Origin of the sequence: uncultured Dokdonia sp. (assembly GCF_947492815.1) — a bacterium.
GTDB lineage: Bacteria > Bacteroidota > Bacteroidia > Flavobacteriales > Flavobacteriaceae > Dokdonia.
This window is the reverse complement of sequence record NZ_CANLOB010000006.1, coordinates 125804-151558: the sequence shown is the minus strand read 5'-3', so window position 1 is coordinate 151558 and position 25755 is coordinate 125804. Positions and strand designations below refer to the sequence as shown.

29 protein-coding genes are annotated in these 25755 nt (G+C 34.0%); 19 read left to right on the top strand and 10 right to left on the bottom strand.

The genetic code is table 11. The features are described 5' to 3' along the window. Positions 1-27: 27 nt before the first annotated feature. Complete coding sequence (gene dnaA / locus Q1A01_RS08535; protein WP_299678917.1) at positions 28-1455, bottom strand: chromosomal replication initiator protein DnaA; 1428 nt, start codon at positions 1453-1455, stop codon at positions 28-30. 204 nt (positions 1456-1659) lie between these two features. Here dnaA and Q1A01_RS08530 point away from each other — a divergent pair, with 204 nt between their 5' ends. Continuing rightward, positions 1660-2058, top strand: coding sequence for a thioesterase family protein (locus Q1A01_RS08530; protein ID WP_299678915.1), 399 nt, complete (start codon positions 1660-1662; stop codon positions 2056-2058). Here Q1A01_RS08530 and Q1A01_RS08525 read toward each other — a convergent pair. From Q1A01_RS08525 to ribD, 4 genes are all read right to left on the bottom strand, one after another. Next, positions 2055-2663, bottom strand: a complete 609-nt coding sequence (locus Q1A01_RS08525; protein WP_299678912.1) for a YigZ family protein — start codon at positions 2661-2663, stop codon at positions 2055-2057. The genes Q1A01_RS08530 and Q1A01_RS08525 overlap by 4 nt on opposite strands. Before the next feature lie 73 nt (positions 2664-2736). Next, positions 2737-3192 (bottom strand): hypothetical protein, encoded by a 456-nt coding sequence (locus Q1A01_RS08520; RefSeq protein WP_299678909.1) that lies wholly within the window; start codon positions 3190-3192, stop codon positions 2737-2739. A 118-nt stretch (positions 3193-3310) separates the two neighbouring features. Further along, a complete protein-coding gene (locus Q1A01_RS08515; protein WP_299678906.1) occupies positions 3311-4177 on the bottom strand; it encodes a DMT family transporter in 867 nt (288 codons plus the stop codon). Beyond that, positions 4174-5175, bottom strand: coding sequence for a bifunctional diaminohydroxyphosphoribosylaminopyrimidine deaminase/5-amino-6-(5-phosphoribosylamino)uracil reductase RibD (gene ribD, locus Q1A01_RS08510; protein WP_299678903.1), 1002 nt, complete (start codon positions 5173-5175; stop codon positions 4174-4176). The genes Q1A01_RS08515 and ribD overlap by 4 nt, the downstream gene beginning before the upstream one ends. A 27-nt stretch (positions 5176-5202) precedes the next feature. Between ribD and Q1A01_RS08505 the strand changes: the two genes are divergently transcribed. The 8 genes from Q1A01_RS08505 to Q1A01_RS08470 all read left to right on the top strand — a co-directional run bounded on the left by Q1A01_RS08505 (position 5203) and on the right by Q1A01_RS08470 (position 12215). Next, entirely contained in the window at positions 5203-5688 is a 486-nt protein-coding gene (locus Q1A01_RS08505; protein ID WP_299678900.1) for a GNAT family N-acetyltransferase, read from the top strand. A gap of 18 nt (positions 5689-5706) precedes the next feature. After that, entirely contained in the window at positions 5707-6552 is an 846-nt protein-coding gene (gene prmC, locus Q1A01_RS08500; protein WP_299678897.1) for a peptide chain release factor N(5)-glutamine methyltransferase, read from the top strand. A 48-nt stretch (positions 6553-6600) separates the two neighbouring features. After that, positions 6601-7008 (top strand): hypothetical protein, encoded by a 408-nt coding sequence (locus Q1A01_RS08495; RefSeq protein WP_299678894.1) that lies wholly within the window; start codon positions 6601-6603, stop codon positions 7006-7008. A gap of 72 nt (positions 7009-7080) precedes the next feature. Then, positions 7081-7671 carry a TIGR00730 family Rossman fold protein gene (locus Q1A01_RS08490; RefSeq protein ID WP_299678891.1) on the top strand — a complete coding sequence of 197 codons (591 nt, stop codon included), beginning with the start codon at positions 7081-7083 and terminating at the stop codon, positions 7669-7671. Positions 7672-7804: 133 nt separating this feature from the next. Further along, on the top strand, positions 7805-8506 hold the full coding sequence (aqpZ, locus tag Q1A01_RS08485) for an aquaporin Z (protein ID WP_366520091.1): 702 nt from the start codon (positions 7805-7807) through the stop codon (positions 8504-8506). Positions 8507-8689: 183 nt separating this feature from the next. Next, positions 8690-10684 (top strand): NAD-dependent DNA ligase LigA, encoded by a 1995-nt coding sequence (ligA, locus tag Q1A01_RS08480; RefSeq protein ID WP_299678888.1) that lies wholly within the window; start codon positions 8690-8692, stop codon positions 10682-10684. 49 nt (positions 10685-10733) lie between these two features. Continuing rightward, the gene (locus Q1A01_RS08475) at positions 10734-11390 is read left to right on the top strand and encodes a hypothetical protein (protein ID WP_299678885.1); all 657 of its coding nucleotides are present in this window, start codon (positions 10734-10736) and stop codon (positions 11388-11390) included. A 168-nt stretch (positions 11391-11558) separates the two neighbouring features. After that, positions 11559-12215 (top strand): hypothetical protein, encoded by a 657-nt coding sequence (locus tag Q1A01_RS08470; protein WP_299678882.1) that lies wholly within the window; start codon positions 11559-11561, stop codon positions 12213-12215. Between the two features lies 1 nt (position 12216). On the opposite strand, the gene Q1A01_RS08465 is transcribed toward Q1A01_RS08470, so the two are convergent. Then, positions 12217-13128: a metallophosphatase gene (locus tag Q1A01_RS08465; RefSeq protein WP_299678879.1), complete on the bottom strand. Its 912-nt coding sequence runs from the start codon at positions 13126-13128 to the stop codon at positions 12217-12219. Positions 13129-13133: 5 nt separating this feature from the next. Continuing rightward, positions 13134-13898: a 5'-nucleotidase gene (locus Q1A01_RS08460; protein WP_299678876.1), complete on the bottom strand. Its 765-nt coding sequence runs from the start codon at positions 13896-13898 to the stop codon at positions 13134-13136. 61 nt (positions 13899-13959) lie between these two features. Between Q1A01_RS08460 and Q1A01_RS08455 the strand changes: the two genes are divergently transcribed. The 6 genes from Q1A01_RS08455 (at position 13960) to Q1A01_RS08430 (ending at position 18736) form a co-directional block, all read left to right on the top strand. Next, the gene (locus tag Q1A01_RS08455) at positions 13960-14472 is read left to right on the top strand and encodes a hypothetical protein (protein WP_299678873.1); all 513 of its coding nucleotides are present in this window, start codon (positions 13960-13962) and stop codon (positions 14470-14472) included. A gap of 1 nt (position 14473) precedes the next feature. Further along, positions 14474-15352, top strand: coding sequence for a 4-hydroxy-tetrahydrodipicolinate synthase (gene dapA / locus Q1A01_RS08450; protein WP_299678870.1), 879 nt, complete (start codon positions 14474-14476; stop codon positions 15350-15352). Positions 15353-15472: 120 nt separating this feature from the next. After that, positions 15473-16285: an outer membrane protein assembly factor BamD gene (gene bamD / locus Q1A01_RS08445; protein ID WP_299678867.1), complete on the top strand. Its 813-nt coding sequence runs from the start codon at positions 15473-15475 to the stop codon at positions 16283-16285. Between the two features lie 11 nt (positions 16286-16296). After that, complete coding sequence (locus Q1A01_RS08440; RefSeq protein WP_299678864.1) at positions 16297-16635, top strand: DNA-directed RNA polymerase subunit omega; 339 nt, start codon at positions 16297-16299, stop codon at positions 16633-16635. 8 nt (positions 16636-16643) lie between these two features. Then, on the top strand, positions 16644-17852 hold the full coding sequence (gene coaBC / locus Q1A01_RS08435) for a bifunctional phosphopantothenoylcysteine decarboxylase/phosphopantothenate--cysteine ligase CoaBC (RefSeq protein WP_299678861.1): 1209 nt from the start codon (positions 16644-16646) through the stop codon (positions 17850-17852). Further along, positions 17849-18736, top strand: coding sequence for a DUF4835 family protein (locus tag Q1A01_RS08430; protein ID WP_299678858.1), 888 nt, complete (start codon positions 17849-17851; stop codon positions 18734-18736). Before coaBC ends, Q1A01_RS08430 begins: the two co-directional genes overlap by 4 nt. Before the next feature lie 15 nt (positions 18737-18751). On the opposite strand, the gene Q1A01_RS08425 is transcribed toward Q1A01_RS08430, so the two are convergent. Together Q1A01_RS08425 and Q1A01_RS08420 are read right to left on the bottom strand one after the other, a co-directional pair. Then, positions 18752-19048, bottom strand: a complete 297-nt coding sequence (locus Q1A01_RS08425) for an antibiotic biosynthesis monooxygenase family protein (RefSeq protein ID WP_299678855.1) — start codon at positions 19046-19048, stop codon at positions 18752-18754. Further along, positions 19048-19881 carry an SAM-dependent chlorinase/fluorinase gene (locus Q1A01_RS08420; RefSeq protein ID WP_299678852.1) on the bottom strand — a complete coding sequence of 278 codons (834 nt, stop codon included), beginning with the start codon at positions 19879-19881 and terminating at the stop codon, positions 19048-19050. Before Q1A01_RS08420 ends, Q1A01_RS08425 begins: the two co-directional genes overlap by 1 nt. A gap of 181 nt (positions 19882-20062) precedes the next feature. Here Q1A01_RS08420 and Q1A01_RS08415 point away from each other — a divergent pair, with 181 nt between their 5' ends. From Q1A01_RS08415 to Q1A01_RS08400, 4 genes are all read left to right on the top strand, one after another. After that, positions 20063-21016: a PhoH family protein gene (locus Q1A01_RS08415; RefSeq protein ID WP_299678849.1), complete on the top strand. Its 954-nt coding sequence runs from the start codon at positions 20063-20065 to the stop codon at positions 21014-21016. A gap of 30 nt (positions 21017-21046) precedes the next feature. Next, positions 21047-21544, top strand: coding sequence for a hypothetical protein (locus Q1A01_RS08410; protein ID WP_299678846.1), 498 nt, complete (start codon positions 21047-21049; stop codon positions 21542-21544). Between the two features lie 118 nt (positions 21545-21662). Next, positions 21663-22607 carry a phosphoribosylaminoimidazolesuccinocarboxamide synthase gene (locus Q1A01_RS08405; RefSeq protein ID WP_299678843.1) on the top strand — a complete coding sequence of 315 codons (945 nt, stop codon included), beginning with the start codon at positions 21663-21665 and terminating at the stop codon, positions 22605-22607. 4 nt (positions 22608-22611) lie between these two features. Next, entirely contained in the window at positions 22612-23250 is a 639-nt protein-coding gene (locus Q1A01_RS08400; protein ID WP_299678840.1) for a hypothetical protein, read from the top strand. Positions 23251-23386: 136 nt separating this feature from the next. On the opposite strand, the gene Q1A01_RS08395 is transcribed toward Q1A01_RS08400, so the two are convergent. Next, on the bottom strand, positions 23387-25627 hold the full coding sequence (locus Q1A01_RS08395; protein ID WP_299678837.1) for an ATP-binding protein: 2241 nt from the start codon (positions 25625-25627) through the stop codon (positions 23387-23389). Between the last annotated feature and the right edge of the window lie 128 nt (positions 25628-25755).

Below are 25755 nucleotides of genomic sequence, written 5' to 3'. Positions count from 1 at the left end.
TTTAAAATTGAATTAAGCGAACTGTATTTATACAGTTAATTTTTTATTTAAATCTTCTACGTATTTACGGAATTGCTTATCAGTAGAAGCGAGATTATCTACGGTTTTACATGCATGTAATACAGTGGCATGATCACGTTGTCCTATTTGCGAACCAATACTTGCTAATGATGCTTTTGTTAATTTCTTAGCAAAGAACATAGCGAGTTGTCTTGCTTGTACAATATGACGTTTACGTGTTTTGGATTGTAAAGTGTCTACATCCATCTGGAAATAATCAGATACGATTTTTTGGATATAATCGATAGATACTTCACGTTTGGTATGCTTTACATAATTATCTACAATCTTCTTAGCAAGATCTAGTGTGATTTCTTTCTTATTGAAAGAAGAGTGTGCAATTAATGAAATGATAGCACCTTCTAATTCACGAATATTTGTTTTGATATTATTAGCAAGAAACTCTACGATTTCTTCTGGCATTTCTACACCATCTTGGTAAAGCTTATGCTTGATAATAGAAATACGAGTTTCAAAGCCAGGATGTTGTAGTTCGGCAGATAATCCCCATTTAAAACGAGATAATAAGCGTTGTTCTATATCTTGCATATCTACAGGAGCCTTATCACTGGTAAGGATCACCTGTTTTCCATTTTGGTGTAAGTGATTGAAGATATGAAAGAATACATCTTGTGTTCCTGCTTTTCCACTTAGTAGTTGGATATCATCAACAATAAGGACATCTATTACTTGATAGAAATGTATAAAATCATTTCTATTATTTTTCTTCACAGATTCTATATACTGTTGTGTAAACTTCTCTGCTGAGATATATAGGACTGTTTTTTCTGGATACTGATCTTTAATATGTACACCAATAGCGTGTGCTAAATGTGTTTTACCTAAACCAACCCCACCAAATATAAGTAATGGATTAAAAGAAGTTCCTCCAGGCTTATTAGCTACAGCCATACCAGCAGAACGTGCTAGGCGGTTAGAATCTCCTTCTAAGAAATTATCAAAATTATAACTTGGATTGAGTTGCGATTCTATTTGTAAATTACGTATTCCAGGAATTACAAATGGATTTTTTAATTCAGGGTTTTTATTCTTTAATGGAGCTGATACTTCTTGAGATTTTAAAGAAGTTCTATTTGCACTAGGTATTTTTTCCGTAAACGGTTGATTATTACCATAGGTATTTTCCATTTTTATGACATATACCAGCTTTGCGTTCTCCCCCAGTTCTTTATTAAGTGCCACTTTTAAAAGCTTAACATAATGCTCCTCTAGCCACTCATAGAAAAACTTACTTGGCACCTGTATATTTAATGCCACATCAGTAAGCTTTACAGCTTTGATAGGTTCAAACCACGTTTTATATGCTTGGGGTGTGATGTTGTCCTTTATGAAAGACAGACAATTATCCCATACAGATTGCGCAGTTCTACTCATTCGTTAGTTTAAATTATTTGGTTGTTAGTTGTAATTAGAAGGTTAAAAATATATCAATTATTAACATAATTGTTCCCCGCTTTAACCTGTAGCAAATATGTGAACAATTTTTTGAAAAAAAAAACGACTTAGGGGTTGTTTTTCGATTAATTTTTGTGCATACTTTACATCTCTAAATCTACAAAAAAAAAACGTACCATAGCTTTGAAAACACATAATTCTTTTATAAAAGTCAGATATGCAGAAACAGACCAAATGGGAGTGGTGCATCACGGAAATTACCCGCAATATCTTGAAATAGCGAGGCTTGAATGGTTAAGTGCCTTAGGAATATCTTATAAAACAATGGAAGAAAATGGGGTGTTTTTACCGGTGTATACTATAGGGGTAACGTACAAGAAATCAGCACAATTTGATGATGAATTAAAGGTGGTGGTAAGCTTGCGGAATTTACCTACAGTTCGGATCATTTTTGACTATAAAATTTATAATCAGCATGATGAATTGTTAACAACTGCTCATACCGAATTAATTTTCATGGATGCTAAAAAAAATAAACCGATAAGATGTCCTGCTTATATCCTCGATAAACTACAAGGTTAATTGTCTTTTTCTTTGAATTTTACACCGTATATATTTTTTACAAGTATACTTTTTTGTTCAAAATCCTTCTTTCTAATGGCTAATGTATACTCACAAGCCAGTTCGGACTTCTGACCAACAATTCTAATGTTTTGTTCTTTGATAACTCTCATAACTTTATTCATGAGGGCATATTCAAAAGTGATTGTAAATTCAATATCGATTGTTTTTTCTTGAATGGATGCTTTTTCTAATGTAAGTTGTGCAGCAGTGCGATAAGCATTGATGAGTCCACCTACACCTAATTTGGTGCCTCCAAAGTAACGTACCACCACTACAAGTGTGTTGGTAAGCTCATAAGCTTGGAGTTGCCCATATATAGGAGCACCTGCACTATTAGAAGGTTCTCCATCGTCATTAGCACGGTACCGATTGTATGCTGTTCCAAGTACCCATGCATAACACCAGTGACGTGCCTGATGGTGTTGCTTTTTTAAAGATTCAATACATTCCTTGATGTCTTCCTCTGTTTTTACAGGAAAAGCATATCCATAAAATTTACTATTTCGATCCTTAAATAATGCTTCAGGAGAAGGTGTAGTAATTGTTTTATAGGTATCTTTCATAGTGTATTAATGGTTGGTGCGGAAATCAAAAGTAATATAAGAAGGTTTGAAATAATCGATTTGTTTATATGTTTTATAAATCATACATCCAATCTATTTCGGAATAAATCCAGGATCGACTATCTAAATCGTTTTTATCATAATCACCAAACATAGCCTTAACGAGTTCTATGTGATTATTTTCAAATTTAAAAAGGGCATAAAATGGATCTTGAAATGAATTATGACATTCGTGACCACTTGGTACTCCTAACCAATTTATTTTCCCCCAATAGTGTAGCAACTTATTGTTTTCAACCTCTATTTGTAGTGCAATAATATAATCGGCGCCAAAACTTTGGCTATGGGATGACAAATTGCAGTTGAATAGGAGTGCGAGAAAATCTTCTAAATCCTCTCTTTTATCAAGATTTAGTAAATCTGCCTTTCCATTATTTTTAAATAAAGGGCTTATAATGTCACTTATCTTGTCTAAGTATTTAAGTGAGTCGTCTTCAGCTCTATCTATCCATTTCTTTTTATATCCCATTAATTTTTTTGTCTAATTCATGAGCACGATAAATTATATAAAGTACCTATTGATTTGAAAAGGCATGTATACGCTTTCGCGAAAGCGTATAATTACTAAAAGACATCAGTATATGTTTTCACGAAAGTGAAACGAATATAATAGAAATCACCGCAAGTGCAATACCAATCCAGTTTTTGAGATGTAACTTTTCTGTAAATAATAGAATTCCTAATAAGGTTGATACCATCACCACTCCTACATTATTGATGGTGAAAATAGTTGAACTGTCAAAAGCATCATTTCGCAATGCTTTTACCAAAAAATACATAGACCCGTAATTAGGAATACCTAAACAGATGCCTGCAATAATATTTTTAACTTCAAAAGTAAAACGTTTTCTTAGGATCTGCCCTGTAATAATCAGTGTGCCTATAACTCCTGCAGTACCAAAAACCATCGTTAAAAATATGGGCAAATCTCCTTCGCTTAGATACTTTCCCTCAAGGTATTTGATGCTGGTATCTATCGCGCCACTTCCTAAAAAGACAAGCACAGGAAAAATAAGATCTGTTTTTTTAAACGCAATTCCATCTTTAGATTTTACAGATGCAAGATAAACTGCAATAAGCGCAATGATAATTCCAGTCATTTTAAAGAACCCTAATGACTCCTTATAATAAAGGATGCCAAAGAGTATAGGAATAACAACACTCATTTTTGTAGCAACAGATACAACAGATAGTCCGCTACGTTGTGTCGTGAGTGCCATTAAATTAAAAATGAGAATAAACAAGAAACCAAGTGCTACAGCAGAAAAAAACCAATCTTGTTGTGGTATCACTGTTATAGAAATCTCTCCATTATATAATAAGACACCTAAGGTACTTGCCGTAAAATAATTGATGACAATCGCATGCAGTGTGTTGACTTTAAAACGCGCAAATAACTTAAAAACAACAAAAATGATGCTAGAGGAAGCTATACTAAGGAGTAAATAGATCACGTGGTTTTATTTTTGTAAGTAGTGAGTATGTCTCCTTTAATATCTTGTGTAGTAGCTGTGTAATGTTGTGTATGAAATACAGGTGCTTTCATGCCGTTTTCAAATGTAGTTTTTCCTGTAAATACGCGTGCTTCATCCCAAATGCCTGCATCTATAAAATGCTGTAATGTTTTGGCGCCACCTTCTATAATGATAGATTGAATTCCTTTTTTATAGAGAATCTCGATTACTTCATTTGGATCTTGTGATGCGATCACTATGGTTTCGGCTTGGTCATTAAAAATAGATGCATCTTTAGGTAATTCATTTCGTTCGTTTAAAACAACACGTAGTGGCGATGTTCCATACCAGTCTCTTGTTGTCAATGAGGGATTGTCTGCCAGTACTGTATTAGCGCCCACTAAAATAGCTTGTTCTTCACTACGCCATTTATGAACTAACTGCCTTGAGTACAAATTTGTAATCCATACAGGGGCAGTTTTGTCTCTTTGAGCCGGAGCAATATAGCCATCTAAGGTTTCTGCCCATTTTAATAGTATATAAGGACGCTTTTTCTCGTGATATGTAAAAAAACGTTTATTCACTTCATAGCATTCTGATTCTAGAATACCCACAGTGACATCAATGCCCGCTTCCATGAGCTTTTTGATACCATTGCCAGCAACCTTAGCAAAAGGATCTGTGGTGCCAATGACTACTTTTTTGATACCGGAAGCAACGACAAGATCTGCACAAGGAGGTGTTTTTCCATAATGACTACAGGGTTCTAAAGTAACATATAAGGTAGCTTTCTGAAGAAGTTCAGGAGAATGTGTCTGTGCGTAGGTAATTGCATTTACCTCGGCATGTGGTCCTCCATAAGCACTGGTATAGCCTTCAGCAATAATACGATTATCTACCAAGAGTAGTGCCCCTACAGAAGGATTCGGCATCGCACTTGGAAGTCCATTTTTAGCTAAATCTATACAACGTTTTATGTACTTTTCGTGTATCTTCACACTGCAAAAATAGAACTATAACTTTCGATGAGCAAACCTATTATTCGTCCGATAGAAAAGGCAGACAATCAGCAAGTTGCTGCTATGATTCGTAAAATACTTATAGATATTGGAGTTCCTAAAGTGGGAACAGCCTATGAAGATGCAGCGTTAGACCAGATGTTTGAAACCTATGACCATCCTAAAGCAGCTTATTTTGTGGTAGTTGCAGATGGGGTTATTCTTGGAGCTGCTGGAGTAGCACAACTAGATAATTACGAAGGGAATGTATGCGAATTACAAAAAATGTATTTCCTAGAAGAAGCTAGAGGAAAAGGTTTAGGTAGTGCGATGATGAAGGAATGTTTAGATACTGCTCGTCGTTTTGGATATGAGCAATGTTATCTAGAAACTATGCCGTATATGAAAGCTGCTCAGAAATTATATCAACGCACTGGTTTTCATTATATAGAAGGCCCTATGGGAGATACAGGACATTTTTCTTGTCCAGTGCATATGCTTATTGATTTGTAAAATTAGTCGTACACTTTCGTGAAAATAAAAAACCTCCGTATTGCTTTTGTAGATCGTTTACAGGATCACTACCCGCTTGAAGAAGTACAAAGCTTTTTTCAAATCACTGCGCATCATTTTTTAGGGTATAGCCGAATGGATATCGTGTTACATCTCGAAACGATTGTAGAAGAAACTCAAGTACAACAGTTTCTAACTACTTGCGATCGATTAAAAAACCACGAACCCATACAGTATATTTTAGGAGACACAGAGTTTTACGGACTTCCCTTTAAAGTAACACCAGTGACCTTAATTCCAAGACCTGAAACCGAAGAACTCGTATCGTGGATATTGGAAGACTTGTTTAAAGATAGCGCGTTGAAACTATTAGATATTGGTACAGGCTCAGGATGTATTGCTATTAGTTTGGCAACACATTTGGAGCAAACAAATGTAACCGCCTATGATATTTCGGAAGAGGCACTGAAGGTAGCTTCAGCAAATGCGATATCAAATAAGGTTGCCGTTACTTTTAAACAGGTAGATATTTTAAATGTTGGTGTATTAGACCAAGTATATGACTGCATAGTGTCTAATCCGCCGTATGTACGTGAGCTTGAAAAGGAAGAGATTCAATCGAATGTATTGGACCATGAGCCGCATACTGCCTTATTTGTGTCAGATACAAATCCGTTGGTTTTTTATAATGCTATTGGAAAATTGGCATTTGAGAACTTATCAGGAAATGGGATGTTATTTTTTGAAATCAATCAGTATCTTGGTAAAGAAACCGTGCAACTCCTTAAAGAAATAGGATTTATACATGTAGAATTACGCCAAGATATATTTGGTAACGATCGAATGATAAAGGCAAGTAAGTAAAGATACACTCTCTTCGGGGAGGTAATGTGTGGTTTTAAAGATCTATATATGAGGTATTTATTAATTACATTATGTTTTTTAGTACTATTATCTTGCGGCAGTATGGATAAGATGGATAGAAAAGTACGGCGTAATGACTTTTTTAATCGTTTTTCTAAAACTGAACTAACAGCTTTGAAAGGTTGGAAAATGGGAGATGATATATTGATTTTAAGGAAGAACAATACGTTTCGTTATTACTCTAAAGTAGTAGGAGTCGTAAATTCAGGATATTATGCAGGAACTTATAAGACATTTAATGACTCTATTTCATTTAGTTTTTCTAAAAATCATAAGCCATCGTTTTTTGTCACATCAGATACATTAATCATAGAAACAAAAGATGGATGGGACGTTTTGAGAAATTCAAAAACTGAATTTGTAAATGGTCATTATTTAGTAGTGCAGAAAAAGTAAGAAGGATATACACTCAATATAAAACTAACGAATCTATTTCCATACTTATGGGAATACATAAACATATAAGGTATGACAACGATAACATCCATTTGCGTATTCTGCGGAAGCAGTGATGGCAATGACATACAAGTAGAAGAAAAGGCCAAAGAACTCGGTACATATCTAGCACAAAATGATATCACATTGGTATATGGTGCAGCCAAAATAGGCGTGATGGGGCAAGTAGCGCAGGCAAGTCTAGATCACAAAGGAAAAGTGATAGGGGTGATTCCAGAGTTTTTAAAACTTAAAGAAGTAGTTCATTTAGGATTAACAGAGCTGATTACCAATGAGAATATGCATCAACGTAAGATGACCATGCAGGAAATCTCTGATGGATTTATCACTTTGCCTGGCGGTTTTGGAACCTTAGAAGAACTTTTCGAAATCATTACATGGAGTCAGTTAGGATTGCATCAAAAACCTATTGGTCTTTTAAATATCAATGGTTTTTATGATGATTTGTTAAAGATGTTAGAACATATGGTGCGTAGAGGATTTTTAAAAATGGAAAACTACGAACTCTTATTAGTAGATACTACTGTAGAAGGTTTGATCTCTAAAATGAAAGCCTATAAACCACAGGATGTTCCAAAATGGCTAAAAGGAGATCGAACCTAAATCTTTTTATTTTTACTTGTACTTAGTCGATTTTTTTGTGTTTTTTGTCGATGTTTGATTTATAAGACCCATTTGTAATACCACTCATAATATAATTTCTAAATTAGTATTACTAACTAAAAATCAATTAATTATGAGTGCGATGAAAAAATACACTGCAGAAGGACTAGGTACGTTTGCATTAGTTTTATTTGGATGCGGCGCAGCAACAATAGCGGGTATTTCTACAGCAGGACCTTCAGGATTAGGTCTTTTAGGAATTTCTTTAGCTTTTGGTTTAGCCGTAGTAGCAATGGCATATACTATAGGACCTATATCTGGTTGCCATATTAATCCAGCCATATCTGTAGCGATGTGTGTTGCAGGAAAATTATCTGTAAAAGATCTTATAGGTTATGTGATCGCACAGTGTATAGGTGCAATTCTTGGTGCAGCAATATTATATGTTTTAGCCACTGGAAGTGCAAGCTTTGAAATGGTGCCATGGGCATTGGGAAGTAATGGATGGGGAGAAGGATATTTAGGCGCTTATGATCTGAAATCAGCATTTACAGCAGAATTTGTCTTTACATTCTTATTCTTGATGGTCATCTTTGGAACGACAGCAAAAAAGGCATCTCCTCAAATGGCAGGACTTGCTATCGGTATATCATTAGCATTAATTCATTTTGTAGCTATTCCTATTACAGGTACCTCTGTAAATCCAGCACGTAGTTTAGGGCCTGCTCTTTTTGCAGGAGGAATTGCTTTACAACAATTGTGGCTTTTTATAGTCGCACCACTCGCAGGTGGCATCTTTGCAGCTTTATTACGTAAAGTATTTGTAGATGATTGATAGTGTCATTTATAATTACATATTATAGTGATATTGCTTAGTAAAGAGCCATTTTTAATGGCTCTTTATGTTTATAGTTTTTTACAAAAGGGAGACTATAGTAGCATTAAAATGATTATTTTGTGTTATCAAAATGAATATATATTTATCCCATAAGTCCGCTTTCGCGAAAGCATATAATTAATGAATACAGAACAGCAAATTACATCCCTACGTAAAGAACTACAAGAGCATAATCATAGGTATTATGTGCTTGATAATCCGATAATTTCGGATTTTGAGTTTGATCAAATGCTTAAGCAGTTACAAGCATTAGAGGCTGCGCACCCTGAATTTGATGATCCTAATTCACCTTCTAGACGTGTAGGTGGTGATGTGACAAAAAACTTCAATACGGTAGTTCATGAGCATCGAATGTACTCTTTAGATAACTCGTATTCAAAACAAGATTTAGAAGATTGGGAAGTACGTGTTAAAAAACAAGTAGATGGGGAAGTGTCTTATACCTGTGAATTAAAATATGATGGTGCTTCTATAAGTCTTACGTATGAAAACGGAGAACTTACAAGGGCATTAACAAGAGGAGATGGTATACAAGGCGATGATGTCACTACAAATATTAAAACAATTAAGTCTGTTCCTTTAAAATTAAAAGGCGATTATCCTCCTAAGTTTGATATTAGAGGAGAAATTATTTTGCCTTGGGATGGATTTCATAAAATGAATGAAGCTAGAGAAGCACAAGGATTAGAGTTGTATAGAAATCCTAGAAATACAGCCTCAGGAAGCTTAAAATTGCAAGATAGTGCCGAGGTCGCAAAAAGACCTTTGGATTGTTTATTATATAATATTACTGGAAATAATCTGGGAATTACCAGCCAGATGGAGAGTTTAGAAAAAGCTAGAGCATGGGGATTTAAGGTACCAGATGCTTCTAAATTGGCTAAAAATATTGATGAGGTATTAGCCTTTGTAAATCATTGGGATGTTGCACGTCATGATTTACCATATGAGACCGATGGAGTCGTAGTCAAAGTAAATAATTTACAACAGCAAGAAGAGCTAGGGTATACGGCAAAAGCTCCTCGATGGGCGATGGCATATAAGTTTAAAGCAGAGCAGGTGTCTACACGCTTACGCGAAATCACATACCAAGTAGGTCGTACGGGAGCGATTACACCAGTAGCAAACTTAGAACCTGTAGAACTTGCTGGTACTACAGTAAAAAGAGCATCACTACATAATGCCGATCAAATTGCCAAATTAGACATCCGGGAAAACGATGAGGTATTTGTAGAAAAAGGAGGAGAGATCATTCCGAAAATTATTGCGGTTGATCTTACAAAGAGGTCTGAAAATTCTATTCCAACAGTATATATATCTGAATGTCCAGAATGTGCTACACCATTAGTTCGTAAAGAAGGAGAAGCGCAACACTATTGTCCAAATGAATCAGGATGTCCTCCTCAGATTGTAGGGAGAATTCAACATTATATCTCTCGTAAAGCATTAGATATAGAAGGACTAGGAGGGGAGACTGTAGCCTTATTAGTAAAAGAAGGGCTTATTACTAGCTATGCCGATTTGTATACACTCACCGTTGAACAATTATTGCCATTGGAAAGAATGGCACAAAAAAGTGCCGAAAACTTAGTAAAAGGTGTTCAGGCATCTACTGCTATTGCTTTTGAACGTGTACTTTTTGGGTTAGGAATACGATATGTAGGAGAGACAGTAGCAAAAAAACTGGCAAAACATTATAATAAGATTGATGCGATAGCAACAGCTTCAGAAGAAGACTTGGTAAGTGTAGATGAAATAGGGGAAAAGATTGCAGAGAGTGTTGTGGCTTTTTTCGCGAAAGCGGAAAATAATACCCTAATAGAAAGATTAAAATCATATAATGTACAGCTTGAAATCTCTGCAGAAAAATTGGCAGATCAATCTGATGTGTTACAAGGAAAAACCTTTGTAGTATCTGGAGTTTTTGAAATGCCTCGTACTAATTTGAAAAAAATAATAGAAGATAATGGAGGGAAAGTATCTAGTTCCATATCTTCTAAAACTACATTTTTGGTAGCAGGAGACAAAATGGGACCTAGTAAACTTGCAAAAGCTGAAAAACTAGGAGTCACGATGATTTCTGAACAAGAATTTTTAAATATGATTGAAAATTAAGGAAGAAGCACACATACAAGGTAAGGTATATCGGACACTAACAATCATAGTGTCTGTGTTATTAGCGCTTGCTACTTTATTTTTTGATATAGAATATACGTTTGTATTTTTTCCAATGTTTGCCTTGTTTTTATTTTTATATCATTACAATGCTACGGGGATATTTAGTAAGGTACTTCTTGCCTTTTTAGTCACAGCAATGCTTTCAGAAATGATATTTTTGTATGATTTTGACAAGTATATTAATATTGTTTCTGCATTACATATCACAAGTCAGTTATGCTTTTTATGGTTATTAAAACCTATATTAAAAGTTGATATTAAAGAATTTAGCACACACAATTTAATAGAACTAATTATAGGAACCTTGGGGATTAGTTATGTAGTAGGGTATTTATTGTACTTAATTTTTCCTTTGATACCAGACTTAACATTGTTTGTACCTTCTGTTATTTCATTTTTAATTATTACAATTTTATGTGTTAGATACCCTTTCTTTAATATACATCCAGATAATATTTTATTGTGGGGTATTGGAGGTGGTATGATAGCAGAAATGACATGTGCATTTATTTATCAATATATATCAGATTTAAGAGTTTTTATTGTAATGGCACATATGTTTGGAGCATTTTTAAAGATTATATTTGTGATATATCTTATAAGAGCAAGAAATATGAAGACTTTTGATAAAGACCATTTATAAGATTGAGTAGTTGTTATTCCATTTATTGTTATTAGAGATTAAACGGGATTTAGTAAGCTTGTAAAAGCTTGTGTTGATTATGATCTCTACACAAGAATTACTAAATAGGATATAATTAGAGAAGCAGATCACATACACGGTAGAATATATAGGACATTAGCAATAATAATGTCTTTACTTTTAGCATTGACTAGTGTGTTTTTTGATGTTGAATATACATCAATACTTTTTGTGATATATATGCTATTTCTATTCCTGTATCATTATAAAGCTACAGAGAAATTTAATGTCGTTTTATTAATTTATTTAGTTGCTATGTTAGTAGCAGAAGTCATGTTTTTATATGATTTTGAAAAGTATATCAATGTAGTGTCCCTTACGCAACTTATAGGTCAAATGTGTTTTTTTTGGCTCATACGATCTATGCTTAAAGTAAAATTCGAAAATTTTAGCACTCATAATTTAATAGAGCTTATTATTGGTTTTATTGGAATAAGTTATGTGATTGGATATTTACTGTATTTAATTTTTCCTTTAATACCAGATCTAACATTGTTTTTGCCTTCTGTTATTGTTTTTTTTATAATGGTAACTATCTGTATAGGGATTCCTTTTTTTAATAAGCACCCTGATAATATTATGTTATGGGGAATAGGTGGAGGCCTAATAGGAGAAATGAGTTTTGGCTTTATTTTTGAATATATATCAGATCATAAAGCTTATTTAGTGATGGCTCATATCTTTGGAGCTTTTTTAAAAATTATATTTACAATGTATCTTATACGTATTAAGAATATTAAGAAAACAGAACACAATTATAATTAAATTAGATATTATAAAAAGTACTGGTGTGTTCAGTTCCTTTTATGAGATCTAAGTGGAAGTCTACACGACCTACATGAATACCACCCCATCCTACTTGATTGACGAGCACTATATTTCCTTCTTTGTTTTGAGCAATGGTTGGTTTGTCAAGAAAAGTATGTGTATGCCCTCCAATAATGAGATCTATATCTTTAGTAGCACTAGCTAGCTTAAGATCAGATATGCGGTCCTTATTACTGTAATCGTACCCTAGATGTGATAAGCATATGATTAAGTCACAGGCTTCATCTTCTTTTAAGATGCGGGTCATGTCATCAGTTAATTCTATTGGGTCTAAGTGTTTTGTTTCCTTAAATTGACGTTTGTTGACAAGTCCTTCCAATTGAATTCCAATTCCAAATACACCTATGCGAATACCATCTTTTACAAAAACACGATAAGGTTTAGTAAGCCCCTCCATAATAGTGTTTGTAAAGTCATAATTGGCTGATAAGAGTTCAAAAGATGCGTGTGGCATTTGTTTTGCAAGGCCACCAACACCATTATCAAAATCGTGATTTCCTATAGTAGCGGCATCATAACCAAGCATAGACATGAGTTTGAATTCTAATTCACCTCCATAAAAATTGAAATAAGGAGTTCCTTGAAAGATGTCACCAGCATCTAAAAGTAGTACATTAGGATTTTCTTTTCTAACACTATTAATAAGCGTGAGTCGCCTGGCAACACCTCCTTGATTTGCGTACTTAGGATCGTTAGCAGAAAACGGTTCTATATGACTATGTACATCATTTGTATGTAGAATGGTAATATGCTTTTTAGAAGTTAAAGATGTTGAGCTCATAGCAACGCCTCCTAATCCAATAAGACTTCCTGCTGCTGCTGTTTGTTTTATAAAATGTCTACGTTTCATATCCTTTATTCTTTTATAAACCTGTTGTCTCTTACTGGAGCAATTGTATCGTATTTTTTAAAGTAATCAATAAGTACGTTACGTATTTTGTAATCTAAAGTAAGTAAGCTTACGGGTTTAGTTAGAAAAGTCATATTGTCTCCTCCTTTCTGTAAGTAATCGCTTGTTGCTACAAAGTAAGTTTCATTATCTATAATTTCATGACCTTGTATGGTTCCTTGTTTAAGACTTCCGTCTTCATTTAAAATCACTTGTAGATTTGAAATAGGATGTGCCTTTCCTTTTGCTAGGTATTGAAATAACTCTTTCATTTGGAAACCGCTTAATTCAACAACAACAACCTCATTTTCAAAAGGCATTAATTCATAAGCAGTACCTGTAGTTACTTTTCCTTTATTTAAAGGAGCGCGTATCCCACCATGATTTAGAATAACAGCATTAAAAGTGTAGCCTACTCTTTTTTTAAAGACGGGGTTTGCCATTTCAAATACAGCATCTGCCATCATATTACCTAGTGCTGTATTATATGGAGTATCATTTTTAGATATAGACGTTGGAGCATAAGCAAGTACGCTATCCATTTCTTTATCTACAGCTGCTTTAAAAGGAGTGATAAAAGCCGTAATTGAACTATCTTCTTTTATAGATCTATCTATAGATACAGTTTTAGCATCTACTCTTGAAGTGTTGTATGTATCTTGTTTGCAACAAGTGAAGAGTGTGAAAATACCAACAAAAAGGAGTAAATATGTTATTTTTTTTAGTACCATTCTTAAGTCAGATTTAGTCTGTTTTTAGCTACATTTGCGTAAAAAGCTAAGATAGATGTTTTTGAACGGATTAAAGGCAAAATCCATTTTAAGAAAACTTAAAAAAGAAACAGAAAGTAGAACGTATACTCCTTCGGGTAGACAAATACGTAGTTTAGGGATTGTACAAGAAGGAGATCGACCTTTTGATGCAAATAAAATAAAACAACTAGCTGCTACTTTAGGGATTAAAGAAAATGATATTGTCGTACTTTCTTATATGCCAAAACTTTCTAAAGCTCAAAAAGATGCTCCTGGAGTATATTCAGGAAAAGGAATTGGTTGGAACGGAACATTAAAAACAACGACCTTAAAAGAATTTGTTGCAAAAGATTTTGATATTCTTTTAAGCTATTACTCAGAAGATCGACTACCTCTTCAAATAGTTTCAGGACTTTCTAAAGCGACCTTTAAAGTAGGTCTTATTGAAGATGCACAAAGTTTTCAGGATTTAGTGATCACTACGGCTATAGATGAAGAGACACTATTTATAAATGAATTAGAGAAATATTTACAAATACTTAAAATTAGTTAACATGCAATCCTTCCGAGGTACAGGAGTCGCCCTAATCACTCCTTTTAATGAAGACCTATCTATAGATTTTGATGGGTTAACAAGACTTATAGAACACAATATAGCCCAAGGAACTGATTATTTAGTTGCTTTAGGTACTACTGCCGAGAGTGCTACACTTTCATCAGAAGAAAAGCGACAAGTCAAACAACATATTGTGACTGTTAATAAAGGACGTTTACCTCTTGTGCTAGGATTAGGAGGGAATAATACAGCTGCTGTTATTACAGAACTCAAAACAGTAGGCACTCTTGATGGATTTGATGCTATTTTATCAGTGTCTCCATATTATAACAGACCCACACAAGAGGGTATTTATGCACATTACAAAGCCATATCAGAGGCTTCATCACTACCCATTATTATGTATAATGTACCTTCACGTACAGGGAGTAATATGGAAGCAAGTACATCATTACGTCTAGCAAAAGATTTTAAAAACATTATAGCTCTTAAAGAAGCTGCTGGCGACATGACACAGGCATTACGCTTATTGAAAGACAAACCTGAAGGATTTTTAGTGATTTCTGGAGATGATATGTTGGCATTACCTATGGTTTCTGCTGGTGGTGATGGCGTGATTTCTGTAATAGGACAGGGATTAGTAACTCCTTTTTCTTCTATGATCAGGAATGGTTTAGAGGGCGCTTTCGCGAAAGCGTATAAAACACATTATCAAGTGATGCCAAGTATTGATCTTATTTTTGAGGAAGGAAATCCTGCGGGGATAAAAGCATTATTAGCCCATTTAAATATCTGTCAAAATCACGTGCGATTACCTCTTGTGAAAGCTAGTGAAGGTTTAAATAAAAAAATCGCAGCATATCTTAAAACTTTATAAAAAGCGTTAATCTTATGCTAATCCTGAGATAGGGACCATAAATCGGTTTATTTTTGGTTCATCATATATCGTTTTAATATGTGATAGTTTTTGTGTAATTTTGCCTGCTGTTTTAGTCTTATGAAGAATATTCTTATCCTTTTTGTTTTTGCAACCGTATTTTGTTCGTGTTCTACATACCAAGATGCGTTAAAGTCTGATGATATCAAACTCAAGTATTCACTTGCTGATTCGTTATATCAGAATGGAAGCTATAAAAAAGCATTAAAGCTTTACGAACAAATAGTTCCTTTATATAGAGGACGTCCACAAGCAGAACGTGTGATGTATGCCTATTCTGATATTTATTATCAATTAGAAGATTATTATTTAGCAGGATATCAATTTGAGCGTTTTGTAAAATCGTATCCTCAAAGTACCAAAAAGGAAGAAGCTGCCTTTAAGAGTGCAGAAAGCTATTACCAGCTTTCTCCAAGTTATTATTTAGATCAAGAAGATACAAATAAAGCAATGGAGAAATTGCAAGAATTTATCAATGCATATCCTGAATCAGAAAGACAGGAAAATGCCAATGCCATGGTAAAGGAACTGCAAACAAAATTAGAAAGAAAAGAATTTGAAATAGCAAAAGGATTCAATACTATAGGCGCAAGCCGTAATACATTTCCTAATGCTATAAAATCATTTGATAACTTTATATCTGCTTATCCAGGATCTATCTACAGAGAAGATGCCATGTTCTGGAAGTTTGATTCTGCCTATCAATATGCTTTAGGAAGTCGACAAGACCTTATGGCTGATCGATTAACAACGGCAAAAGAGGCATATGAAGTATTACAAAGATATTATCCTGCCGGAAAATATGAGAAAGAAGTGGCAAAAATGATAGAAGATATTAACGAGCGACTTCAAACAGAAGAGACCATAAATTAAACATTTATACGATGAATATTAAGGAGACTGATGCACCTGTAAACACGACAACAATAGATAAAAATCTAGTAGATGCCCCTACAGATAATGTATATGAGGCAATATCTATTATTGCTAAGCGTGCAACACAAATCAATACTGAAATTAAAAAGGAACTTTCTGACAAGTTAGACGAGTTTGCTACTTTTAATGATAGTCTTGAAGAAATATTTGAAAATAAAGAGCAAATAGAAGTATCTAAGTTTTACGAACGTCTTCCTAAATCACATGCACTTGCAGTTCAAGAGTGGTTAGAAGATCGTATTTATTATAGAGATACAAGTGTTTCTGAGGACGACACAAACGTTTAATCACATATATGTCAATATTACGCGGTAAAAAAGTACTGCTAGGAGTTACCGCTGGCATAGCAGCTTATAAAAGCGCCACTTTAGTAAGAGCATTTATTAAAGCTGGCGCTTCTGTACAAGTGGTTATGACAGAAAAGGCAAAAGATTTTGTAACCCCACTGACCTTATCTACACTTTCGAAAAACCCTGTTCATAGTTCTTTCACAAAGGAAGAAGATGATAATGCTGTTTGGACAAATCATGTAGAACTAGGATTATGGGCTGACCTGATGGTTATTGCTCCTGCAACAGCAAACACACTATCAAAAATGTCACATGGTGCTTGTGACAACTTATTATTAGCAACCTATCTTAGTGCAAAATGTCCTGTATATTTTGCCCCGGCTATGGATCTTGATATGTATATTCATCCTTCATCTAAAGAGAGTTTTCAAAAACTCACTTCTTACGGAAATATTATGATAGAAGCCACTAGCGGAGAACTAGCAAGTGGATTAGTAGGCCAAGGAAGAATGGCAGAGCCAGAAGACATTGTACGCTTTATAGAAAATCATATGCAAGAAAAACTACCTTTACGAGGTAAACGTGTTATTATAACTGCTGGCCCTACGTACGAAGCTATAGATCCTGTACGTTTTATAGGAAATCATAGTAGTGGAACTATGGGAGCAGAACTCGCATACAGAGCAGCCGATTTAGGGGCTACTGTTGATCTAATTTTGGGTCCAAGTGCCTTAAAAGTACAGCATGACCTTATCACAGTACATAATGTAGTTTCTGGAGACGATATGTATGATGCTGTTCATCAAGTGTATGAACAATGTGACATTGCTATAGCTGCTGCCGCAGTTGCAGATTATAAGCCATCACACGTAGCAGATGAGAAAATAAAAAAGAATGATGATACCTTTACGATTCATCTTGTAAAGACCAGAGATATTCTTGCTTCCATGGGAGAGAAAAAACAAGGACAATTCCTTGTTGGGTTTGCCTTAGAGACTCAAAATGAGCAAGAAAACGCACTAAAAAAATTGAAAAAGAAGAATTTAGATGCAATTGTTTTAAATTCGCTTAGAGATAAAGGTGCTGGCTTTAAGACCAAAACCAATAAAATTACGTTTATAGACAAAGATGGATCGCCTACTTCTTATGATTTGAAGTCTAAAAAAGAAGTTGCTGCAGATATCTTTGATCAGATACTTATAAAAACGACATGAGAACACTTATCGCAATCTTTGTAATTTTATGTTCACTATCAGTTCAAGCACAAGAACTTAATGCTGTAGTGATTATTAACGCAGAACAAACAGGAAAAGCAGAACTTCAAGTTTTTAGAACACTTGAACGCTCTCTTACCGAGTTTATCAATAATACAAAGTGGACCGATAGAAGATACAAACAGCAAGAACGTATTGATTGCTCATTTAATATTATCGTTCAGGAAGTAAATTCTGATGCATTTAAAGCAAGTATCCAAGTACAGTCGTCACGTCCTATATTTAATTCAAATTACGATAGCCCTGTATTTAATTTTAATGACAGAGATTTTGATTTTGAATATGTAGAATTTCAGCCTCTTATTTTCAATCCTAATAACTTTGATTCTAATTTAGTTTCTGTACTTTCCTATTATGTATATACAATTTTAGGATATGATAGTAATACATTTGAGCGTAATGGCGGAGATAAGTATTTTCAGATAGCAAAACAGATCGTAACAACGGCACAGGGAAGTAATAACAGAGGTTGGAGACCTCAAGATGGTCCGCAATCACGATACAGATTGAATGAAGATCTATTATCTCCTAATTTTAGAGACTTTAGTAATGTGATGTATGATTATCACCGTGGAGGAATGGATATCATGGCAGATGATACTAAAAAAGGAAAAAAAGCAGTGATGGATGCTATCGGTAAGATGAAGGCAATGTATAACAAGCGTCCTAATAATTTTTTAAATCGTGTGTTTTTTGATTCAAAAGCAGAAGAAATTGCGTCGATGTTTTCTGGAGGACCACAGCTTCCTATTACAGATTTCTTAACGACATTAAATCGTATAGCTCCAACAAAGTCTACGTTTTGGAGACAAATTTCTTTTTAATAAAGAATTTTACTTTTACTTTAAACTCGCTAGTTTATCAACACTCCAAGCTTCGGGCTTGTCAGAAAATAAGGGTTTTGTAGTTGCCCAAACTCCTTTAAACAACTCAGAGTGGCGGTAGTCTTCTAAGGCTTCGGCGGTATCCCAGTAACTATATGTAAAGAAAATAGACGTATCATTTTGATCTCTATATAATTCTAAAAATTGGCATCCTGGAAAAGCTCTTATACTATCTTTTACCTGTTCGAAATTTGCTAAAAAGAGAGGTATTTCGCTTTCGCGAAAGCTTAGTTTGACGATTCGTACTAACATTAATCTTCAAAGTTTATAGTAATAGCATCACGATAGTCTAAACCAAATAAACTTGCGGCACTTCCTACTGTAGAAGGGTTACTTTTATAAATGGCAAGTTCTATATAACCGCCTGAATTAAATATAGCAAGCTTTTTTCCTTCCTCTTCACGTTTGTGTTTTTCTAAAGAGAAATTAATTGCTCCACTATACGAAGTATGTATTTTAGAAATTTGCGTACGTCTGGCTTCTATTTTAAAGGAACGTCCTTTACCAACTTCTTCAAATAGTTTACGCGTAATATTACTTACTACATTTCCATAATTATCGATGTAAATGATATTTCCTATAATTTGCTTTTGTGACTTATTAACAACAGGTTGAATTCCAGTAAGTGGTTTTATTTCAGAAATTGCTTTTCCTATCACCCCTAAAGTACCTCCTCTAGCAATATGACAAGCCGTTTGAACAAATACATCTAGCACTGTAAAATTAGTGGTTACTCTATTATGAATATTAATCTCAACCATTTCTTGTGGTACAATGTCTCTTGTGATTAAAGAAATGATGCCATTATTAGCACAAATAAAGAAGTGATCTTCTAGTTTTACCGCAATATGGTTGGTTTCCGGAGTGAGTTCACTATCTACGCCTATGATATGAATACTTCCTTTTGGGAAGTTTTTATACGCGTTTTGGATGATATAAGCTGCTTCGGTGATATGAAATGGTGCTATTGTGTGGGTGATATCAACAATACGTATGTCGCTAAGTTCACTATAAATCGCACCTTTTACAGCACCAGCAAAGTGATCTTTTTCGCCAAAATCTGTAGTTAATGTGATAATTGCCATACGTATATATGTAGAGATGGTCCGCTTTCGCGAAAGCAAAAACAACAACCTTCCCCAAATTGTTTATTATTTTTAATAATACGATAACTCATGAGTAGGTATAGACGCTCAAAAATTTCGTACTTTGCTATAACAAATCTAAAATAATTTACTGAGGAATCTCATAAAAACTGCTTGCCATTTGAACGAATTAATAATTGAACTTTCAGAAATCAACCCGCGTGAGTTTTTTGGACAACAAAATGCCAATATAGAATTACTTAAACGCTACTTTCCAAAATTAAAAATTGTTGCTAGAGGAAATAAGATAAAAGCCTATGGTGACGAAGACTTATTAGAAGAATTTGATAGGCGATTTTCTATGCTTACAGAGCATTTTGGGAAATATAACAAGCTGGATGAAAATATAATTGAGCGTGTACTTACCAGTCAAAGCAAAGCCGATTATGAAACCTCTAAAGAGAGTGGTGAAACGATTGTACATGGCGTAAGTGGTAAATTAATCAAACCACAAACGGCAAATCAGCGTAAGCTTGTAGAGCTTGCTAAGAAAAATGATATGGTATTTGCCATTGGTCCTGCGGGAACAGGGAAAACATATGTAAGTGTTGCACTTGCTGTACAAGCACTTAAAGAAAAATCTGTAAAACGTATTATATTAACACGTCCTGCTGTTGAAGCTGGAGAGAACTTAGGATTCTTACCAGGAGACATGAAGGAGAAGTTAGATCCATATATGCAGCCACTGTATGATGCCTTACGAGATATGATTCCGCATGAGAAATTAGAAAGCTTTATAGAAAAAGGCGTTATTCAAATTGCACCTATGGCATTTATGAGAGGGCGTACGTTAGATAATGCATATGTAATATTGGATGAAGCTCAAAATACGACACATGCGCAAATGAAAATGTTTTTAACGCGTATGGGGCGTAGTGCAAAGTTTATTATTACGGGAGATCCTGGGCAGATAGATTTACCAAGACGTGTAACCAGCGGATTAAAAGAAGCGTTGTTAATTCTTAAAAATGTAAAAGGAGTAGGAATGATGTACCTAGATGATAAAGATGTAGTACGTCATGCACTTGTTAAGAAAGTGATTGCTGCTTATAAGGATATCGAGAATAGGAATTGATCGTATTTAGTTTTAAAAGATAAGTATGTAGTGGCTAAAGGAAAAAAAGTGATCATCGAAGATGAAAAGAAGCTTCGAAGAGCTATACATAGGGATAATTACCTGATCGCCGGAGTGCTTCTAGTTTTTATAGTTATAAATTATGATATGTTTAGTGCCTATCCTAGATTGATAACTATAGAGGATACATTTCTTAAAGTAGTTGTAGTTGCTTTTCAAGTCATTTTTATAATTTCACTAGTTGTTTGGGAACGAAGGAAAAAGAAAATCATTTCAATTTTATTGGATGGAAAGACCGCTAAAGGTACAATTATAGATAGCTTACCCATAAAAAATAGAGGTAGGTTATTACATTATATTCATACACTTTCATATAAAGTAGGAGGTAAGAATTATACAGTTCATTCTAAAAGTAAAAAGGGCGCTATGGGAGATCTATATATGATTGTATACAAATCTAATCACCCTGAAAATAGTATTGTATTAGAACATTTGAAAAAGAATGTCCAACGTCTCGTGAATTATTAATAGATCTTTGTTAGCAACTATCATTGTTTCGTTTATTTTTAGCACAAATGAAAAGAAGAGTATTCCTTATTTTTACATTTTAAATCAAATCACACAATAGCATCTATCTTATACCATTATGAATACCATTATTGACACTAATTTTAATTTTCCTGGACAAAAAGATTTATATAAAGGGAAAGTACGGGAAGTATATACCTTAGATAATGATTTATTATTGATGGTAGCAACCGATAGGTTAAGTGCATTTGATGTGGTGATGCCTAAAGGAATTCCTTATAAAGGACAGATCTTAAATCAGATTGCAACCAAAATGATGAAGGATACAGAAGACCTCGTACCTAATTGGCTTGTGGCGACTCCTGATCCGAATGTAGCGATAGGAAAGCGTTGCGAACCTTTTAAGGTAGAAATGGTGATACGTGGGTATATGTCTGGTCATGCTGCTCGTGAGTATAAAGCCGGAAGACGTATGTTATGTGGTGTGCCTATGCCAGAAGGAATGAAAGAAAATGATGCGTTTCCAAATCCTATTATTACGCCTGCTACCAAAGCTGAAATGGGTGATCATGATGAAGATATTTCTCGTGAAGACATCATTAAGAAAGGCATTGTATCTGAAGCAGATTATATCGTATTAGAAGACTATACACGTAAGTTATTTCAGCGAGGTTCTGAGATTGCAGCGAGCAGAGGATTGATCCTTGTAGATACTAAGTATGAGTTTGGAAAGACAGCCGATGGAGAGATTGTACTGATTGATGAGATTCATACTCCAGATTCTTCTCGCTATTTCTATGCAGAAGGATATGAAGACCGTCAGGCGAGAGGTGAAGCCCAAAAACAATTATCTAAGGAGTTTGTGAGACAATGGCTTATTAGTAATGACTTTCAGGGACTTGAAGGGCAAACAGTACCAGAAATGTCTGATGACTATATAACAACTGTGTCAGACCGTTATATTGAATTATATGAAAATATTACTGGGGAAGCTTTCGCGAAAGCAGACGTAACCAACATAGAAACTAGAATAGAACAAAATGTATTGAACTATCTTGGGTAGAAATTTGTATACATATAAAAAATACCTATTAGCACTCTGTGTTCTAATTATCTTTTGTTTTGTTTCTTGTAATGAAAAAAAGGAAAGTACACCTAAAAAGCAATTAGATACTTCAGTACTAGAACAGTCTGAAGTTGAATTTCTAAATACAACAATATGGTTACCTACTAGTTATGAAAAGCTTACCTATGAAGCGCTTTTTGAATTGGGAGGAGTAGGAGATGATGTTATTGTAAATATGTTACTACAATCTTCTAAGGAGTATAGAAATAAAGAACAGAAACCTGTTTTTTTTAGAGATAAATTTATGCCTAGCAATTTTATAGCGATTTATCCTAGTTCTTATATACGTTTAGATAAGGAAACAGCTTCTTATTATATAAGCGATTTTGCCTCTAATATGAAAAGGCAAGATCAAAAGCTAGGAATAACTTCTGAAATCATTGAAAAACGAATTAAAACGTTTGATGGGCAGAAAATGGTCAAACTCAAGTTAAAGCAAACTTCTGACTTTATCGATAATCGCTTTTTTACACAATACTTTATAAGTAGCGATATACGATCATTTATGGTGATACATATAGATGTCCTTAATAGGGATTATGAATTAAATTTTAAAGACCTTTCTTTAAAGGTAAATTAAATTGTATTGTTTTTTGGTGAAACATTATTTTGCAAAATCTGTAAGACATGTAACAAAATAGATAGTTTAACTAACGCCTACTTTTAGATTGATTCTTTTTATAAGATCTAGGATTATCCTTGAGGTTTAATACCTTTTATTTTGCATCTATAAAACGAGTACTTGGAATATCTTTTTCGGAGTATATTTTGGTAAGCGCATCAAACATGCGTTGAATTTCTATAGGTTTCCATAAGAAACCATCAAATAGATGTGCGAATTCATCTTTGTTTGCAGAAGTTACATCGGCGGTTAATGCAAAAATAGGTGTATGTTGATTTATATTTTCTGTAGATCTAATAATTTTTGTGGCATCAAAACCATTCATTTCTGGCATATGAATATCCATTAAAATAAAATCTACTTTAAATTCATGTGCCTGAACAATAGCTTGTTTACCATTTTTAACACGTTTTATAGAGATACCCCATTTGTTAAGTAGTTGTCGCATCACAAGGGCATTAATCTCGTTGTCTTCTGCTAGGATAGCAGTTTTGTTTTGAAGTGACTTGAAGACATCTTTGTCCATATGAACAGGTGCTTCTGATTTTTTAAATTCCAATTCGAATGTAAATACAGAACCTTCTCCCTCAACACTATCTATAGATATGGTACTATCATGAAGTTCGATTAATTTCTTAACAATAGAAAGTCCTAACCCAGTGCCTCCATCGTTACGGGTCATGATAGATTTAGGCATATAAAAACTTTCAAAGAGTTTTTCTCTTTCTGCCATTGGAATACCAATACCTGTATCTTTTACTTTAAAGGATAATGTATCCTTTTCTTCACCAACAATACTAGTCGCTACACAGATTTCTACACTACCCTTTTCTGTGAATTTTATTGCATTACTGACTAGATTCCCTATAATTTGAAATAATTTGGTTTCATCTATTTCATAACTATCAGCTACGGTGTCCGTTATTTTTAAATCTAAGGAAATGCCTTTATCTTCCGCAAGACTCACATAGGTTTGCTGTATATTTCGTAATACTTCCTTGAATTTTACAGGATGTTCTTCTAAATCCATTTTATTGGATTCTAATTTGGAAAAATCAAGAATATCATTAATGATATGCATGAGGTGATTTGCAGAGAAGCGTAGTGATGTTAGTAGTTTTTTCTCTTCTTCATTTGATCGTTCTCGAAGTAAAGAGATAATACTAGTCACTGCATTTAGAGGAGTTCTAATCTCATGACTCATCGCCGACAGGAAATTTTGTTTCATAGATGCTTCCTGTTCTGCGCGTTCTTGTTTGGCTGTGATTTCGGCTTTTTGTCGTTCTAATTTTGCTTTGTTTTCTTTAGATTGTATTTTAGAAATACGTTCATAGTTCTCAATTACTTTGAGTGTTTGAGAATTTAGAGCAGCATCTTTTTCTTGTATATAATTTTCTAAATATTGTAATGATATTTCTGTATCTCCTTCTTCTTTATAAATGGTATACATAAATTGATAACATTTATATTTCATAATAGAGAGGTTATTTTCTGTACTGATATCTATGGCAATGCGTAAGCATTTTTTTGCCATCTCTCTTTTGCCAGTTTTTATAAATAGCTTTGCCATTTTATTATGGCACATTGCTATAGCAAATTGATCTCCTACGTCTTTATGAATGGCTAGTGCTTCGTCAAAATCTTTTAGAGCTTCGTCATATCGCTCTAGATAGGTTAATACTTTTGCACGTCCATAAATGGCAAAGGCATACCCGCGTGTATCTTTAGTTTCTGTTTTTATAGTAACAGATGATTCTATGATTTCTAAAGCTTCTTTAATTTCTCCTTTTTTAAGAAGAATCCCTGAAAGTGGATTATAGGCATTAGACTCTAGATTTTTATCATTTACGTCCTTAGCGCAGGCAATTGCGCTCTTATAAGCCATGATGGCATTTTCTTGGTCTCCTAAAACTTCGTAGATGGTTCCAAGGGTTTTATGAGTTCTAGATTCATTATGCTTATCATCGTGTTTCCGAAATATGGTAAGACAATCAATAAGATGAAACATTCCTAAATGGTAATTATTCGTCTTATAATAAACTCCTGCAATATTATATTTGGCTTTAGCGATGCCTAACTCATCATTGTCTTTCTTAAAATGAGTGATAGCTTCTTCAGACATCTCAATAGCTTTTTGATTGTCTGCACTTACCATGTGGAATAAAGCAAGTTTGCTTAGGCTACTCCCTATAAGAGAAGAATCATTAAGGATTCTACTTTTTTTGAGTGCTTCTTGGGCGAGTTTTATACTATGGTGCATATTTTCACCACGTAGTGCATACGCTTTATCGAGAAGTTCGATAACTTCAGAAGTAGGGTCTATGTCTTTATTCATTGGTTAGTATCAATAAATCTGTATGATATATTACGAGTGTATATATCATTATAATATATAATCAATCAATAAATAGGGGGGCACTTTATTGATAACCAGAACAAATATACTTTTTTAAATTTTTAAAA

What these genes read in the sequence shown, in the direction of transcription:
- Q1A01_RS08470 (WP_299678882.1), top strand. Translation starts at nt 11,559, where the DNA reads ATGTCTTTACTTTTAGCATTGACTAGTGTGTTTTTTGATGTTGAATAT.
- dapA (WP_299678870.1), top strand. Translation starts at nt 14,474, where the DNA reads ATGCAATCCTTCCGAGGTACAGGAGTCGCCCTAATCACTCCTTTTAAT.
- dnaA (WP_299678917.1), bottom strand. Translation starts at nt 1,455, where the DNA reads ATGAGTAGAACTGCGCAATCTGTATGGGATAATTGTCTGTCTTTCATA.
- Q1A01_RS08495 (WP_299678894.1), top strand. Translation starts at nt 6,601, where the DNA reads ATGAGGTATTTATTAATTACATTATGTTTTTTAGTACTATTATCTTGC.
- Q1A01_RS08490 (WP_299678891.1), top strand. Translation starts at nt 7,081, where the DNA reads ATGACAACGATAACATCCATTTGCGTATTCTGCGGAAGCAGTGATGGC.
- Q1A01_RS08525 (WP_299678912.1), bottom strand. Translation starts at nt 2,663, where the DNA reads ATGAAAGATACCTATAAAACAATTACTACACCTTCTCCTGAAGCATTA.
- Q1A01_RS08460 (WP_299678876.1), bottom strand. Translation starts at nt 13,898, where the DNA reads ATGGTACTAAAAAAAATAACATATTTACTCCTTTTTGTTGGTATTTTC.
- Q1A01_RS08520 (WP_299678909.1), bottom strand. Translation starts at nt 3,192, where the DNA reads ATGGGATATAAAAAGAAATGGATAGATAGAGCTGAAGACGACTCACTT.
- Q1A01_RS08505 (WP_299678900.1), top strand. Translation starts at nt 5,203, where the DNA reads ATGAGCAAACCTATTATTCGTCCGATAGAAAAGGCAGACAATCAGCAA.
- aqpZ (WP_366520091.1), top strand. Translation starts at nt 7,805, where the DNA reads ATGAGTGCGATGAAAAAATACACTGCAGAAGGACTAGGTACGTTTGCA.
- ligA (WP_299678888.1), top strand. Translation starts at nt 8,690, where the DNA reads ATGAATACAGAACAGCAAATTACATCCCTACGTAAAGAACTACAAGAG.
- Q1A01_RS08425 (WP_299678855.1), bottom strand. Translation starts at nt 19,048, where the DNA reads ATGTTAGTACGAATCGTCAAACTAAGCTTTCGCGAAAGCGAAATACCT.
- coaBC (WP_299678861.1), top strand. Translation starts at nt 16,644, where the DNA reads ATGTCAATATTACGCGGTAAAAAAGTACTGCTAGGAGTTACCGCTGGC.
- Q1A01_RS08440 (WP_299678864.1), top strand. Translation starts at nt 16,297, where the DNA reads ATGAATATTAAGGAGACTGATGCACCTGTAAACACGACAACAATAGAT.
- bamD (WP_299678867.1), top strand. Translation starts at nt 15,473, where the DNA reads ATGAAGAATATTCTTATCCTTTTTGTTTTTGCAACCGTATTTTGTTCG.
- Q1A01_RS08395 (WP_299678837.1), bottom strand. Translation starts at nt 25,627, where the DNA reads ATGAATAAAGACATAGACCCTACTTCTGAAGTTATCGAACTTCTCGAT.
- Q1A01_RS08420 (WP_299678852.1), bottom strand. Translation starts at nt 19,881, where the DNA reads ATGGCAATTATCACATTAACTACAGATTTTGGCGAAAAAGATCACTTT.
- Q1A01_RS08465 (WP_299678879.1), bottom strand. Translation starts at nt 13,128, where the DNA reads ATGAAACGTAGACATTTTATAAAACAAACAGCAGCAGCAGGAAGTCTT.
- Q1A01_RS08430 (WP_299678858.1), top strand. Translation starts at nt 17,849, where the DNA reads ATGAGAACACTTATCGCAATCTTTGTAATTTTATGTTCACTATCAGTT.
- Q1A01_RS08405 (WP_299678843.1), top strand. Translation starts at nt 21,663, where the DNA reads ATGAATACCATTATTGACACTAATTTTAATTTTCCTGGACAAAAAGAT.